This window comes from Acinetobacter sp. WCHAc010034 (genome assembly GCF_001696615.3).
GTDB lineage: Bacteria > Pseudomonadota > Gammaproteobacteria > Pseudomonadales > Moraxellaceae > Acinetobacter.
Window position 1 is genome coordinate 1,476,345 of record NZ_CP032279.1, and the last position, 14,915, is coordinate 1,491,259.

General features: G+C 52.3%; 15 protein-coding genes. 5 read left to right on the forward strand and 10 right to left on the reverse strand.

Going from position 1 to position 14,915, the window contains the following annotated elements:
- The first annotated feature begins 23 nt into the window (after nucleotides 1–23).
- The 5 genes from BEN74_RS08690 (at nucleotide 24) to BEN74_RS08710 (ending at nucleotide 4,326) form a co-directional block, all read left to right on the forward strand.
- On the forward strand, nucleotides 24–1,472 hold the full coding sequence (locus tag BEN74_RS08690; RefSeq protein WP_068909156.1) for a coniferyl aldehyde dehydrogenase: 1,449 nt from the start codon (nucleotides 24–26) through the stop codon (nucleotides 1,470–1,472).
- Nucleotides 1,473–1,634: 162 nt separating this feature from the next.
- Nucleotides 1,635–1,871 carry a 50S ribosomal protein L28 gene (gene rpmB, locus BEN74_RS08695; RefSeq protein ID WP_000048256.1) on the forward strand — a complete coding sequence of 79 codons (237 nt, stop codon included), beginning with the start codon at nucleotides 1,635–1,637 and terminating at the stop codon, nucleotides 1,869–1,871.
- Nucleotides 1,872–1,883: 12 nt separating this feature from the next.
- The gene (gene rpmG / locus BEN74_RS08700; RefSeq protein WP_003654787.1) at nucleotides 1,884–2,039 is read left to right on the forward strand and encodes a 50S ribosomal protein L33; all 156 of its coding nucleotides are present in this window, start codon (nucleotides 1,884–1,886) and stop codon (nucleotides 2,037–2,039) included.
- Between the two features lie 141 nt (nucleotides 2,040–2,180).
- Nucleotides 2,181–3,899: a cation:proton antiporter gene (locus BEN74_RS08705; RefSeq protein ID WP_068909158.1), complete on the forward strand. Its 1,719-nt coding sequence runs from the start codon at nucleotides 2,181–2,183 to the stop codon at nucleotides 3,897–3,899.
- Nucleotides 3,900–4,101: 202 nt separating this feature from the next.
- Complete coding sequence (locus tag BEN74_RS08710) at nucleotides 4,102–4,326, forward strand: hypothetical protein (protein WP_068909160.1); 225 nt, start codon at nucleotides 4,102–4,104, stop codon at nucleotides 4,324–4,326.
- Nucleotides 4,327–4,398: 72 nt separating this feature from the next.
- Here the strand turns inward: BEN74_RS08710 and BEN74_RS08715 are convergent, their stop codons facing one another.
- The 10 genes from BEN74_RS08715 to topA all read right to left on the reverse strand — a co-directional run bounded on the left by BEN74_RS08715 (nucleotide 4,399) and on the right by topA (nucleotide 14,890).
- The gene (locus BEN74_RS08715) at nucleotides 4,399–4,677 is read right to left on the reverse strand and encodes a hypothetical protein (RefSeq protein WP_068909256.1); all 279 of its coding nucleotides are present in this window, start codon (nucleotides 4,675–4,677) and stop codon (nucleotides 4,399–4,401) included.
- Nucleotides 4,678–4,785: 108 nt separating this feature from the next.
- Complete coding sequence (locus BEN74_RS08720; protein WP_068909163.1) at nucleotides 4,786–5,289, reverse strand: DUF6586 family protein; 504 nt, start codon at nucleotides 5,287–5,289, stop codon at nucleotides 4,786–4,788.
- 75 nt (nucleotides 5,290–5,364) lie between these two features.
- On the reverse strand, nucleotides 5,365–5,727 hold the full coding sequence (locus tag BEN74_RS08725; RefSeq protein ID WP_068909165.1) for an ASCH domain-containing protein: 363 nt from the start codon (nucleotides 5,725–5,727) through the stop codon (nucleotides 5,365–5,367).
- A gap of 81 nt (nucleotides 5,728–5,808) precedes the next feature.
- A complete protein-coding gene (locus tag BEN74_RS08730) occupies nucleotides 5,809–6,060 on the reverse strand; it encodes an RNA recognition motif domain-containing protein (protein WP_068909167.1) in 252 nt (83 codons plus the stop codon).
- A gap of 88 nt (nucleotides 6,061–6,148) precedes the next feature.
- Entirely contained in the window at nucleotides 6,149–8,137 is a 1,989-nt protein-coding gene (locus BEN74_RS08735) for an ATP-dependent helicase (RefSeq protein ID WP_068909170.1), read from the reverse strand.
- Nucleotides 8,138–8,378: 241 nt separating this feature from the next.
- Complete coding sequence (locus tag BEN74_RS08740; RefSeq protein ID WP_086374360.1) at nucleotides 8,379–9,521, reverse strand: glycerate kinase; 1,143 nt, start codon at nucleotides 9,519–9,521, stop codon at nucleotides 8,379–8,381.
- 154 nt (nucleotides 9,522–9,675) lie between these two features.
- Nucleotides 9,676–10,248 carry an HdeD family acid-resistance protein gene (locus tag BEN74_RS08745; protein WP_068909173.1) on the reverse strand — a complete coding sequence of 191 codons (573 nt, stop codon included), beginning with the start codon at nucleotides 10,246–10,248 and terminating at the stop codon, nucleotides 9,676–9,678.
- 134 nt (nucleotides 10,249–10,382) lie between these two features.
- The gene (locus BEN74_RS08750; RefSeq protein WP_068909175.1) at nucleotides 10,383–11,141 is read right to left on the reverse strand and encodes a hypothetical protein; all 759 of its coding nucleotides are present in this window, start codon (nucleotides 11,139–11,141) and stop codon (nucleotides 10,383–10,385) included.
- Between the two features lie 28 nt (nucleotides 11,142–11,169).
- Nucleotides 11,170–12,150, reverse strand: a complete 981-nt coding sequence (locus BEN74_RS08755) for an NYN domain-containing protein (RefSeq protein ID WP_068909177.1) — start codon at nucleotides 12,148–12,150, stop codon at nucleotides 11,170–11,172.
- A 97-nt stretch (nucleotides 12,151–12,247) separates the two neighbouring features.
- The gene (topA, locus tag BEN74_RS08760) at nucleotides 12,248–14,890 is read right to left on the reverse strand and encodes a type I DNA topoisomerase (RefSeq protein WP_068909179.1); all 2,643 of its coding nucleotides are present in this window, start codon (nucleotides 14,888–14,890) and stop codon (nucleotides 12,248–12,250) included.
- Between the last annotated feature and the right edge of the window lie 25 nt (nucleotides 14,891–14,915).

Sequence of the window (14,915 nt, forward strand, 5' to 3'; positions counted from 1 at the left end):
TTATTTTAAATTGGCAGCGCGGCATGAACAGTCAGACAAAAACAGCATCAATGACAGCACATTCTTTTGAAATCCCGCACCTGCACGATGTGCTGGAACAGCAAAAGCGCGCGTATCTGCGCTATCCGCTGCCGACAGCGCAAGAGCGCATTGACCGTTTAGCACGGCTTAAGCGTATCTTAGTTAAGTACCAAGATCAATTTGCCGAGGCAATTAATCAGGACTACGGCAACCGCTCGGTCAGCGAAACCAAAATCGGCGAGCTGCTGACCTGCCTTGAACACATTAAATACTACAGCAGGAATTTAACCGAATGGATGAAGCCGTCCAAGCGCCATGTCGGGATCATCCATCAGCCGGCCAAGGCCTGGGTGCAGTATCAGCCGCTGGGCGTGATCGGCATCATTGCGCCCTGGAACTACCCGCTGCTGCTGTCAGTTGGCCCGCTGATCTGCGCTCTGGCCGCCGGCAACCATGCCATGATTAAAATTTCCAGCTCCTCGGCCGCCTTTGGCGCCGTGCTGGAACAGGCCCTGGCCGAAGCCTTCCCGCAGGAACTGGTGGCGGTGATTAACGGCGGCGGCGCAGTTTCTGACGCCTTCAGCCATCTGGCCTTTGACAAAATGATTTTCACCGGCTCAACTGCCGTCGGCAAAACCGTGATGGCCGCGGCTGCTGAAAATCTGGTGCCGGTGATTTTAGAGCTGGGCGGCAAGTCGCCGGTTCTGGTGCATCCGTCCATCGACCTGCAGGATGTGGCCGAGCGCGTGGCGGTCGGCAAGCTGTGGAATGCCGGCCAAACCTGCGTTGCGCCGGATTACCTGTTCCTGCCGCGCGGCAAGGCGCAGGAGTTCATTGAGCGCTTTAAAGCCTGCGCCGAAGCCATGTACCCTGAGCTTGCCGGCAATCAGGATTACACCTCCATTATCAATGACAAGCAGTACCGCCGCCTGCAGGGCTATTTGGACAATGCCCGCGCGCAAGGCGCGCAGATTACCGAAATCAACCCGAAGCATGAAGAGCTGGCCGCCGCGCGCAAAATTGCGCCAACCCTGCTGACCGGCGTCACGCCGGAGATGGCCATTATGCAGCATGAAATCTTCGGGCCGATCCTGCCGATCATGGAATATGATCAAATTGACGATGTTATTGACTTTATTAATAGCCGTCCGCGCCCACTTGCATTATACTATTTCGACTTTGATCAGGCGCGTGCCGACTATGTCGCGCAGCGTACCCATTCAGGGCATTTCGGGCAAAATACGGTACTCACCCATGTCGCACAGGACGACCTGCCATTCGGCGGCGTCGGCGCATCTGGGATGGGGAAATATCATGGCCCAGAAGGTTTTTTCAGTTTGTCGCATGAACGTTCCGTAATGTCGAATCCAAAGCTGTACAGCTTGAAATTCATCCTGCCGCCGTTCAACAAGCCGATTCACACGCTGATTTCCAAGACTCTTCTCCGCTAACTGATCAAGGCATGATCTATCACACGCGATCATGCCGCGTTTTTCAGAAATTCGCTTGTCTTTTAAGCGTATTTTTGATATAAAACGCCCCTTGAATGATTTCATCCGTTTACTTTTAATGACTAGCCGCACAATCGGTGCTGTCTAGCAATGGAGTTCACCATGTCTAAGGTTTGCCAAGTTACCGGCAAGCGTCCAGTCGTTGGCAACAACGTCTCGCACGCCAATAACAAAACCAAACGCCGGTTCGAGCCGAACCTGCACCACCACCGTTTCTGGTTAGAAAGCGAAAAGCGTTTCGTACGCCTGCGCCTAACCACTAAAGGTATGCGTATCATCGATAAATTGGGCATTGAGAAGGTTGTTGCTGACCTGCGTGCTCAAGGTCAAAAGATCTAAGGAGTCAGGACAATGCGTGATAAAATTCGCCTAGTTTCTACTGCTGGTACAGGTTATTTCTATACCACCACTAAGAACAAACGTACTATGCCGGAAAAAATGGAAATCAAAAAATTTGATCCAAAAATCCGCCAGCACGTAATCTTCAAAGAAGCTAAAATTAAGTAATTTCAGCTTTTTGAAAAAAAACGGCCTCTTCAGGCCGTTTTTTTTGCATTTTTTTTACCCGGCTTGCTAAAATTTCCCGGCCTTTTGGCACTTTTTGTGCTTATTTTGATTTCCCCTTAACCTTGGCTTAAGGAGCTGTTAGTGCCCCATGACGTAGAACTCATCATCCTGCTGGCTGCCGGCTTCGGCTTAGCCTTAGTTTTCGGCTATGGCGCCGCCCGCCTGCGCCTGCCACCCCTGATCGGCTATTTGGTTGCAGGCATCATCCTCAGCCCGAATACGCCGGGCATTGTCGCCGATATCCACCTGGCCAATCAGCTGGCCGAACTGGGCGTCATGTTCCTGATGTTCGGCGTCGGCATGCATTTTTCGCTCAATGACTTGATGCAGGTGCGGCGCATCGCCCTGCCGGGCGCGGTGCTGCAGATTGCGGTTGCCACCCTGCTGGGCATGGGCGTGTCGATGATGTGGGGCTGGAACTTCGGCGCTGCGCTGATTTTCGGCCTCAGCCTGTCCTGCGCCAGCACAGTGGTTTTACTGAAGGCGCTTGGCGACCGCGGCCTGCTGGACTCCGTCAACGGCAAAATTGCGGTCGGCTGGCTGCTGGTCGAAGATTTGGTGATGGTGCTGGCCCTGGTGCTGCTGCCCGCCACCGCCGTGCTTCTGGGCGGGCAGGCGCTGGAAGGCGCGGCCGGCAGCAGCGGCATCTGGCTGACGCTGGGCGCAACCCTGCTGAAAGTTGCCGGCTTTATCGCCTTCATGCTGATTATCGGCAAGCGCCTGGTACCGATGATCATGCAGATTGTGGCGCGCTTAGGCTCACGCGAGCTGTTCACCTTAACCGTTGTGGCCGCCGCGGTTTCAATCGCCTTTGGCGCCTATAAAGTGTTTGGCGTTTCCATGGCTTTGGGCGCGTTCTTTGCCGGCATGGTGGTGAAAGAGTCCGACTTCAGCCACCGCGCTGAAGAAGAAACCCTGCCGCTGCGCGAGATTTTCTCAATCCTGTTCTTTGTTGCGGTGGGCATGCTGTTTGACCCGCGCATTTTGATCGAACAGCCGCTGCATGTCCTATCGGTCGTGGCCATCATCATGATCGGCAAAACCATCGCCGCCATGGCGCTGGTGCTGTTCTTCCGCTATCCGCTCAATACCGCGCTCACGGTCGGCGCCAGCCTGGCGCAAATCGGCGAGTTCTCCTTTATTCTGGCCGCTTTGGGCGTTTCCCTGAACCTGCTGTCGCTGGAAGGGCAAAACCTGATTCTGGCCGGGGCTTTAATCTCCATCACCCTGAACTCTTTTGTCTTTTCCGCAATTGAGCCGATTCAGAACTGGATCCGCGAGCGCTCAAGCCTGGCCCGCCTGCTGGAGCGCAGCGGCGACCCGCTGGCCATGCTGCCGGATGAAGTGCCGCAGGATTACCTGCGCGATCAGGTGGTGATTGTCGGCCACGGCGAAGTCGGCCGGCGCATTGCCCGCAGCTTAATGGATAAAGGCATTAAAGTGGTGATTGCGGAAGAAAACCGCGAAATTGTGGAAAAGCTGCGCGGAAAAGGCATTGCAGCCGTGTCCGGCGTGGCCACCGAAGCCGGCGTGCTGATTCAGGCGCACATCCAGCATGCGCGCCTGCTGGTGCTGTCCCCTATGGATATTTTGGATATTCATAAAATTGTCGATATCGCCAAAACCTTGAATCCGCAGATTCAGGTGCTGGTCTGCGCAGAAAGCAAGGAAGAGGCGGAAGTAATCCGCAGCGAGAACATTGGCGAAGTGTATTTCGCCAAAGAGGAAATGGCGAAGAATATGAGCAATCATATTCTGAACCAGATTCAGATCGCGCATCAGGAAGCACCGACGCATTAACCGCCTTCATTCCGCCCCGCCCTGCGCAGCAAGCCGTGATTGATTCACGGCTTTTTCATCTGCGCGCGTCAATCCGCCCGCGCAGCCATGCCCGGCATTGAATATTCCCGGCCTTCGGTTAAAATACGCCCGGGCTTAATAATATCAAATTTAATCAATACTTTATTTAAATATTCTTAACAATAAGGCAAAGAGGGAAATCATGCTGCTGATCTATTTGGGCTGCGCCATCATCATTATTGGCGCCATCGGCTTTTTAATCGCCGCATTCAGAAACAGCATTTTATGGGGGCTGGGCTGCTTATTATTTTCCCCTATCTCCATCGTGTTTTTAATCCTGTACTGGCAGCAGGCTAAAAATCCTTTTTTCCTGCAGCTGATTGGCCTAGGCGTGGTCTTTTTAGGCTCAATGACGATTTCGGCTTAACCCGCAGCAAGCATTGAGGCAGAAATAAAAAGCGCGCCATTTGGCGCGCTTCCGCTTCGGCACACAGGCCTGTCAGCTCATAAACTGCGGCTTTTCATCCACGATTTCGGCCTGCCACTCGCTGACCTGCTTTTCCAGCAGGCTGAACAGCGCAGCCTGAACCATATGCTGCGCCACCACAGGGGTCTGGTCGCCCAGCAGGGCTTTCACTTCATCATTAAAATGAATGGTCACCAGAGGCTCTTTTTCTGACCCAGCATTGCGCAATGCCAATTCACCGCCTTCCAGCTGAACCAGTTCCAAAACCGCTTCCTGATTTCCAAATAATTCTTTCAATTGCTCTATAGACATAGTTCCTTCCTCCATGTGCACCATGGTGGCAAAGGCATGAGCGCTTTGCATTGCTTAGACTATTATATATCGGGATAAAATCTGCGAATTCAAGAGCCGCGCATCGGCTTAAAATTCGACCATCTCATTGCGGAAGCCGTCAATCAGCTGAGTCAGCGCGCGGTGCCACTCGCGCAGGATTTTGGTATCCGGCAGCCAGGCCTGAGGCGTTTGCGTCACTTTAATAATCAGGCTTGAAGAAGTTTCGTCTTCCGGCTCCGGCGCGCTCGGTTCCGGCGCATACTGGCACATGCGGTAAGCGCGCTTCAGTTCAGCGATGAAGCCGCGCTGCGCCAGCTGCTGCATCACCGCGACTTCAGGCGACACCTGACCTTTGGCCGCCATGCTGTCCTCAATTGACTTCAGGGTCGGCGCAGCGTCATTCAGGCGGTAGTAGCGCACCAGTTCCTGCAGAAAGGCCAGAACAGCGCCCTGCAAATGAAATACTGCAGATTCGCGCAGCGCCTGCGCCTGCTGCACATGCTCTGACTGCTCAGCCTGCTGGCAGGCAAGGCGGGCAAAATACAGCTTCTGATTGGTGCGGTCAGCATGAAAACGGGCAACACGGGACATGAATAGATTTCCTAAATTTTGGCTTTTAGTGCGTTATTTAGCTTAAACGCAATTCTCAGAAAATCACAATGAATATTATGGATGAGCGATTTCAATAAAATAAATCTTCCGCTTGGCCATCACCGCAGCCGGCGGATTGATCGGCCGGACATTGCTGATTTCCCAGGCAAAATAGCCTTCAGCCCAATAGCCTGCGCAAGCCGCCTCAAGCTCATCCTTGCGCCATGGATGCACTGCGAGAATATCGGCAATTGCCACCGCCAATCCCGGCTCTTCATCGCCGTCCTGAGTCAGATAATTCTGATTCTCTACAATCACAATATCCTTCAAGGGCAGCTGTTCAGGCTGCCAAGAGCGGACTTCCAGTGTTTTTCTGCCTTGCGCAATGCGAGTGCCGTTTGGCGCCACAATGGAGAGGGCAATATAGGGCTGATTCATAGCGTGCATTAAAAAGTTTCAGGCCTGCTGCCCTGCAAATTGAATGTGCATAAAAAAAGGAGCAGTCACTGCTCCTTTCCATTATTCCGCCGGCTTGTCTTCAGCCTGCTTTACGCGGATGCCGTGGCCATGCAGGCGCAGGGTGTTCAAGCCCTTAATCGCTTTGACCGCTTCACGGGCATGCGGCATTTCAACAAAGGCGAAGCCTTTGGATTTGCCTGTTGATGCGTCAAGCACCAGCTTGCATGACTCGACCGTGCCGTATGCCTGAAACAATTCAAGCAATTCAGCTTCAGTCACGGTGCGTTCCAAACTACGAACTAAAATTTTCATCTTACAACCTTAAAATAGGCAAAATCATCAAAAAGCGCTTGCCTGCCCTGCTTTTTGAACTTCGCAATCAATATACAATTGCTATAGTTTAATCGAGATCGATGCCAAAATCTAAATTAATCGACTGGCGCTCAATCAATGCGCTTTTCACGGTCTGCTCGCGCTGCCGGTAATGGGTTTCTGACGCGCACAGATTGCGGGTTAAATCGCTCAAGAAATAGCTTTCCACTTTGCGCCCCTGCTCATCCACCGTGTCGCGCGCCCACATATTCAGATTCTGCTTGGTCAAAATCAGTTCATTTTTGGCGCGGGTTAAAGCCACGTACAGCACGCGGCGCTCTTCTTCCACCTCATCAAAATTGCCCTGCGCGCGCGCATGCGGGTACTGCCCGGCAGAAACATTCGCCACGTAGCAGACCTTCTGCTCTGTGCCTTTGGCCGAATGAATGGTGATCAGCGTCACCACATCATCTTCAGACTGGCGTTCAATTTCGCTGATGGAAACCGGATCAAGCACATATTCTTCAAGGAATTCGCTGAGCTGGCCATGCTTCGACGCCAGCTGCTTGACCAGCTCAAAATCGCCCTGGCGGCGCTGCCAGTCTTTCTTGTAGTTTTCCGCCAGCTGCTCTTCAATGGCTTGCACCGCAAGGCTGACGCAGGCCTGCACTTCATGGCGGATCAGGGCCATCTGCTTCAGCAGCAGAATCGCCTGCTCCGGCACTTTGCCGAATTTTTCCAGCTTGGCGGCGATTGCATCCATTTCAGGCTCCAGCAGCAGCTGATGCGACAGCTTGCTGGCGCCGGCATCGCCGACGCCATTCCACAGCGTCAGAAAGCGCATCCAGGCAATATCATCCAGCGGATTGGCCGCCACGCGCAGCAGGCTGAGCAGGTCTTTGACATGCGCGGTTTCCAGCAGCTTCATGCCGCCGATAAAGCGGTACGGCACATTGGCCGCTATGCAGGCCGCTTCAATATGGCGGGCGGCGAAGCTGGAGCGCACCAGCACCATATGCTCATTCCATTTGGCGCCGCCAATGTAATGGCGCTCCTTGATGTCGATGGCAATCCATTTCGCCTCATCAAATTCATTCGGAAAAATATGCATTTTCGGCTTCGCGCCTGCGCCACGGTAAGCCTGCAGATGCTTATCATATTTGATCGGGCTTTGCTCCAGCAGCCAATTCGACAGGTCGAGAATTTCCTGCGTGGAGCGGTAGTTTTTTTCCAGCTTGAAAATCCGCGCATCCGGCACGCGTTCTTTAAAATGGTGGATATTCTCAAAGTCGGCGCCGCGGAAGCCGTAAATCGACTGCGCATCATCGCCCACGCAGAATAAGTGCACGCGGTCTGTTAAAGGCTCCAGCAGCGCCCACTGCAAAGGGTTGGTATCCTGCATTTCATCCACCAGCATGTGCCGGCAGATTGAGGCGACATAATCCGCCAGGCCTTCAGACTGCACCAGAGCGGAAGCCACCACCGCCAGAATATCGTCATAGTCCAGAAAGCTGCGGGCGCGCTTGCGGTTTTCATATTCCTTCATGATCTCCGCAATTTCATCTTTCATGTCCAGAAATTCAGGCAGCTGCTTTTCCAGCGCCAGGCTGAGCTTTTGCCGGGTATTGCGCGCAAAAGAATACAGGTCGCACAGCTCTTTCGGCTTCGGCAGCTGATTGGGGTTTTTCTTGTCGTCTTTGCCGCGAATCAGCCTGAACAGCATCATCTGATCATCGCGGTCAATAATTGAAAACTGCTCCAAGCCAAACGCATTGGGAATGCGGCGCAGCAGGTACATGCAGAAGGTATGAAAGGTCGATGCGCGCAGGCCTTTGGCTTGAGCGCCCAGCGCCAGTTCCACCCGCGCCACAATTTCACTGGCCGCGCGGCGGGTAAAGGTTAAAATCTGAATTTGATTGGCCGGCACGCCCTGATCAATCAGGTAAGCCGCCCGCGCCACGATGGTTTTGGTTTTGCCGCAGCCCGCGCCCGCCAGCACCAGACTGTGCTTGCTTTCAGTGGTGGCGGCTTGTTTCTGCTGAGGATTTAATTCATCAATCAGGCTGGCTAAACTCATCTCTACTCATCATTTTTTGAATGACGCTAGTTTAGCAGAGCTGACTGCAGAAAACTTGATATGAAGCTCCCCGAAGGCATTCAGATGCCGCCGCTATTCAGTGATGCATGGACGCATCACTGGCGAGGGTTTCTTGCAAAGTTTTCACTTTTCACAGGCCCGGTCAAAGCAGCACGCCGCCTGCGCACAGGCATGCATCGCTTATCTTCATGCTGCGGCAGCGGAAATCCATATTTTAAAATTAATCATGACCGGCTAAATCATCAATGAATGCTGCCGCGGTATTTTCCAAATGCATCTCCGCATTGTTCAGCGCATCTTGCAAAGCGCAGCCGGGCGGGTTAATGCCGATAATCCGGGTAAATCCTAAGGCATATAATTCTTCAATGCCTTCACCAACCAAACCAGCAAAAGCAATCACTGGCTTATTCAGCTTGGCCGCCGCCTGCGCCACACCGAACGGCGTTTTGCCGAATTTGGTTTGAAAATCTATTTTGCCTTCGCCGGTAAAGACATAATCCGCCTGCGCAATTTTCTCAGCAAGCCGGCACTGCGCAATGACCAGCTCCACGCCCGACTGGATTTTTGCGCCGGCAAAGGCCATCAGGCCAAAGCCCAGCCCGCCGGCCGCGCCTGCGCCAGCAATATGCCGGTAGGAATGGCTGGCGGCCTTTTCAACAACATCGGCAAAATGGCTCAGGTTCTGATCTAAAATTTGCACCATCCCTGCATCTGCGCCTTTTTGCGGGCCAAAGACCGCAGATGCGCCATTGGCGCCGCAGAGCGGATTATTGACATCTGAAGCAATCAGGATCTCTGCGGACTTTAAGCGCGGATCCAAGGCGCTTAAATCAATGCTCTGAATGCGCCCCAGCTGCCCGCCGCAGCCCTGCACTGCATTTCCGGCAGCGTCATAAAATTGCGCCCCCAGCGCCTGCGCCATGCCCGCGCCAGCGTCATTGGTCACGCTGCCGCCTAAACCCAGAATGATTTTATTCACGCCCAGGTCCAAAGCATGGCGGATCATCTCGCCTGTGCCGAAGGTGCAGGTTAATAAAGGATTGCGCTGCGGTTTTTCCAGCAGATGGATGCCGCTGGCTTTGGCCATTTCAATCACAGCCGTTTTGCCCTCATCAATCAGGCCGAAATAGGTCTGGATTTTCTGCGCAGGCAAAGGCCCGGTCACTTCGCACTCAATGCGCCGGCCCTGCAGCGCGGCAATCAGCGCATCTACGGTGCCCTCGCCGCCGTCCGCCATCGGCACATGAATGCACCGCGCATCAGGCATGGCTTTTTCAATGCCGCGCTGCATGGCAAAACAGGCCTGCTCAGCGCTCATGCTTTCTTTGAATGAATCTGGCGCTAAAACAAAAATCTTCGGCATCGGCTTCAGCCCTCCATAGCTGCGCGGCTTCTTCCGGCTCCGCTTCCGGCATGCAGCATGAAACACAGCGCGGAAGCTGATTCAGTGAAAATAAAAAACAAATCGTGTACTTTTCTATTCATTTTAAAATGCCTTGCATCAGTACTGCCCTGTTTCAGGCATCCGCCGAGCTTTTCGGCACTTCGCGCTTAATATAGGACGCCAAGGTCAGATAGTTAATGCCCTGGAATAAGATATCCACCGCCAGGAACAGGCCCAGCACCCAGAACGGCGCATCCGGCGACATTAAAATCATCACCCCGGCAGCCAAAGTCAGCAGCCCGGAGAATAGCGTCCAGCCCCAGCCCTGAAAGGCGCGGAACAGAAGCGCGCTGAAAATGCGGATCAGCCCGGCAATGATCAGGATGACGGCTAAGATGCTGGTCAGCACCACCGCGGTTTTAACCGGCGCGGTAAACGCATAATAGCCCGCAGCGGTATACAGCAGCCCGAACAGCGCCCAAAGCCAGCGGAAGCCGCCGTCAAATATTTTAAAGGCGGCGATGAAGTGCAGCGCACCGCCCAGCATCATCAGCCCGCCGAACATAAACACTACGGATAAGGTGGCGAAGGGCAAAGCGGCCAGCAGCAGCAGGCCAAAAGCGCTCAGCAGCAGGCCTAAGCCTAAATACCATTTGCGGTTTTCATGCAGTTGATGGCGGACTAAATCATTTCCTACTGTTTTCATGTTTTTTCTCAAGTGTCATATAGGCATAGCTTATTTTTAGCATGATCCGCCGCCCAGCTGAAGCCTAAATTTATTTACAGGGCCTATTCAGCTGCGGATAAGTTTTGAGTTATCCGCACAGCAGCGCCTCCGAATTATTTAATCCAGCCCAGCTCTCTGGCGGTCAGCTCATTGATTAAAGTCTGTTCCAAATGGTTCGGCATTTTGCTTTTGGCTGCAGACAGCGGAATATGCCCGGCCATCAGCTCAGCCTTGGCCTGCGGAAATAAGGGCTGCTGATTGGGGAATGCATAGCCGATAGGATAAACCGGCTGGCCTGTGGCGAAGTCATATTTGTCCGTAGCGCCGAAGGCATGCAGCAGCTCATGCACCAGCACGATCTTGTTCTGCACAGCCTGCTTTTTGGAAGCGAATAAATTCACCGAACCGATGCGCCCGTTTTCCAGCGCGGTGGAATGCTTCAGCACTCTGCTGCTTTGCGGGTCATAATAATTCAGGAACAGCGTCACGCTAGGCGCGCCGTCTGCGCCTTGATGCTGGCGCCATGCATAAAAGCGGAATTTCAAGCTCCATAAAACCACCTGCAGCATATTGGCCTGTTCAGGCACTTTAGGCGGAGGCTGGCGCAGTTCACGGCCCAGATTGAAATAAAAATAGCTGGGCTTGCCGCGGTACTGTTGCGCATAGGCCTGCAGATACTGCTGCGCGCCCTGCAGGTCCTGCGCGGTCAGCTGCTGAATATACTGCTGCGTCGCAGGCAGGCCATCAGCATTGATGGGATGCAGCAGCACAAAGACCGGCTTGCTCCAATCCTGATTTTTATCTTTCCATGCATTGACTGCGACAATCAGCAAAATCATCAGCAGGCACAGAATCCGTATTTTTTTCCACATTTGTTTCAACAATTATCAGAAATTTAATTTAAGCCATAACTTTGTTTACTTTTACAAATTTTTTCTTACCAACAAGCTTAAATTCAAGCCATCCTGAATGAATGGATTCAATAGCTTCCTCATAGTTTCGAACATTCAAATCTGTTTTTTCTAAATATTTCATTATATCTTGAATATTGACCCAATCATTTTGATCCGAATGTGAATATATAGCCTTTTGTACAAGTTTTATAAATGAACTAAAACTACTCTTTCTTAAATACATTTGGCTTCCTTGCAATTTAGTTTCAAATACCCCTAATGCTTTCACCAATCCCGATAATTTATCATGTCCATAGTTACGGGTATCAAAGTCAGGTTTCACTGCATTAATATATGCCCCAACCAAACCCAAATATGCCCATCCGCTATCATCTGAATTATCTTTAACTGCTTTATAAATTAGGTTTAAGGTTGCTTTATCAATCTGCTGTTTAGATAAGTCTTTTTCAATAACTTCACCTTTTATTATTTCCTTTACATCAAGCGTTTTCTCGTCAGAGAAATTCTGTTTTGATTCGTCTTTTTCTTCAACTACCAAATTTTCAATAGAAATGAATTTATCACATGCTTTTTTAAATGGTTCAGGAGTCGTTTTTCGCCCAAAGCCATAAACTATTAAGCCATTTTCGCGAATCCGAGATGCCAAAGGCGTAAAGTCACTATCACTAGACACAATACAGAAACCATCTAATGCCCCTGCATACAATAGATCCATGGCATCAATAATTAAGATCATATCTGTAGCATCTTTACCTTTCGTATAAGCAAATTGCTGTACAGGAGTAATCGCATGTGGAAGCAATACTTCTCTCCATCTCTTTAGTGCTTCACTGCTCCAATCCCCATAAACTCTTTTTACACTTGCTATTCCATATTTGGCAACTTCTTCCAATACGGAAGAAATTGCATGAATAGATGAATTATCTGCGTCAATTAATACGGCAAATTTTTTAGTTTGAATTTCCACTACCACCCCAAATAATTTTATTTTTCAACATTATTCTGACATAAAAAATGCCGGCTTACGCCAGCATTTTCTCAGTTTATTTTCTACAAATCAAAGCTTAAGCTTCAACCCATTTGCCGTCCTGATACACCAGCGACCATTTGGTCTGCTTGCCTTCAGGGGTTTCCGAGCCAATATATTGCGCCTGATTCTTGCGGCTGAATTTCACCAGCGTTGGATTGCCTTCAGGGTCAGCATCCGGCGCCTGCAGGATAAACTGATATTTAGGGTCCAGCTGATCCGCCACAGTGCGCAGTTCCGCGACTTTCGGCGCGCGGGTTTCACGGATTTTCGGGAACTTGCTGGCCGCCAGGAACAAGCCGGCAGCGCCGTCACGCAGCACAAAGAAATCATCATGCTTGGCCGAGCGCAGATGCTCCATTTTAATTGGATCGACCCGCGGCGGCGCAGGCTGGCCGCTCTTCAGAACTTTGCGGGTATTGCTGCAGCTGGTGCAGGCGAAGTACGGGCCAAAGCGCCCAGTTTTCAGCTGCATTTCGCCATCGCACTTATCGCATGGAATGGTCGGGCCGTCATAGCCTTTGATCTTAAACTCGCCTTCTTCCAGCTCAAAGCCGCTGCAGTCCGGATTGTTGCCGCAGATATGCAGCTTGCGCCCGCCGTCAATCACGTAGCTGTCCATTGCCGTGCCGCAAACTGGGCAGCGCTTTTTCGACATCAGGTCTGCAGTTTCAGCAGCTGCGTCATCGGATAAAGCCGCCAAAGATTCGACCGGCGTCAAATTCAGCGTGCCTTTGCAGCGCTCTTTCGGCGGCAGGTTATAGCCTGAACAGCCGAGGAATACGCCGGTTGTGCCGGTGCGGATCTGCATCGGGCGGTCGCATTCCTTGCAATGCACGGCCGCGACTTCCACCGGCAAATTGCGGCGCATGCCGCTTTCGCCCTGCGCCGTGGTTAAGCGCTGTTTGAAATCGCCGTAAAAATTGTCCAGCAGCTCTTTCCAGTTGCGCTCGCCGTCCGCGACTTTATCCAGCTGGCCTTCAAGGTCTGCGGTAAAGTCATAGTTCATCAGGTTATTGAAGCTTTCATCGAGGCGGTCGGTGACGATTTCACCCATCTTTTCCGCATACAGGCGGCGGTTTTCCAGCTTCACATAGCCGCGGTCCTGAATGGTGGAAATAATGGCGGCGTAAGTCGAAGGGCGGCCTATGCCGCGCTTTTCCAGCTCTTTCACCAGTGAGGCTTCGGTAAAGCGCGCTGGCGGCTTGGTAAAGTGCTGCGACGGATCCAGCTTTTCCAGCTTGAGGATTTCGCCGGTTTTGACTGCAGGCAGTAGCACATCATCATCAGATTTGTTCTGGCCGCGCACTTTGGTAAAGCCGTCAAAGACCAGGGTGCGGCCTTTGGCTTTCAGCTCTACGCCATTGGCATCGACTAAAATCGTTGAGGACAGATATTCCGCCGGCGTCATCTGGCAGGCGACAAACTGGCGCCAAATCAGGTCATACAGGCGCTGCGCATCGCGCTCTGCGCCCGCAAGCTGATCGCCTTTCAGCGCGACATTGGACGGCCGGATCGCTTCATGCGCTTCCTGCGCGCCGGCTTTGCTGCCGTAACGGTTCGGCTTGGCCGGCAGGTATTTTCCGCCGAATTCAGTTTCGATATGCTGGCGCACCATATTGACCGCATCATCGCTCAGGAAGGTGGAGTCGGTACGCATATAGGTGATGAAGCCGGCTTCATACAGGCGCTGCGCCAGCATCATGGTTTTCTTCACCGAGAAGCCCAGGCGGGTGCTGGCCGCCTGCTGCAGCGTTGAAGTGATATACGGCGCGCTTGGGTTGACCTTGGTCGGCTTGTCTTCACGCGCCGACACTTTGTATTCCGCATCCTTAATCAGGTCCAATAAAGCGTCTGTTTCCGCCTTATTGCGCAGCTTGAGGGTTTTGCCCGCCTGCTTGACCGCTTCCAGGCGGATGTCATCTTTTTTAGACTTGGTGTCGGCAAAAACCTGCCAGTATTCTTCCGGCACAAATTTGCGGATATCGCGCTCGCGCTCCACCACCAGCTTGACCGCAACGGACTGCACGCGGCCGGCCGACAAGCCGCGGGCAATTTTTTCCCACAGCAAAGGCGAAATCATAAAGCCGACAACCCGGTCCAGAAAGCGGCGCGCCTGCTGCGCATTGACTTTATTGGTATCCAGCCGTGACGGATGCTTAAACGCTTCCTGAATGGCATTTTTGGTAATTTCGTTGAACACCACGCGCTGATAGCGTGAATCATCGCCGCCGATCACTTCTTTTAAATGCCAGGCAATCGCTTCCCCTTCACGGTCCAAATCCGTTGCGAGGTAGACTTCATCGACCTGCGATGCCAGCTTTTTCAGTTCTGCAACAACATTTTCCTTGCCCGGAAGCACTTCATAATGCGCTTTCCAGCCATGCTCAGGGTCTACTCCCATGCGGTTGACTAAAGCGGACTGGGCCTTTTCGGCCTTCTGCGCTTCAGTCAGCTTCGCGCGGGAGGCTGGCTTTTTTTCTGCGGTTTTAGACGAGCCGCCCGTGGGCAAGTCACGGACATGGCCGACCGACGATTTTACAATGTAGTCTGAACCGAGGTATTTGTTGATTGTTTTCGCTTTTGCAGGCGACTCCACAATCACTAGGGCACGTTTTTTCCCAGCATCAGAAGATTTTGCTGCCGCGCTTTTGGATGTGGACCGAGGAGCGTTCGCCATAATTAACCGTTAATCCTGTTTTTTA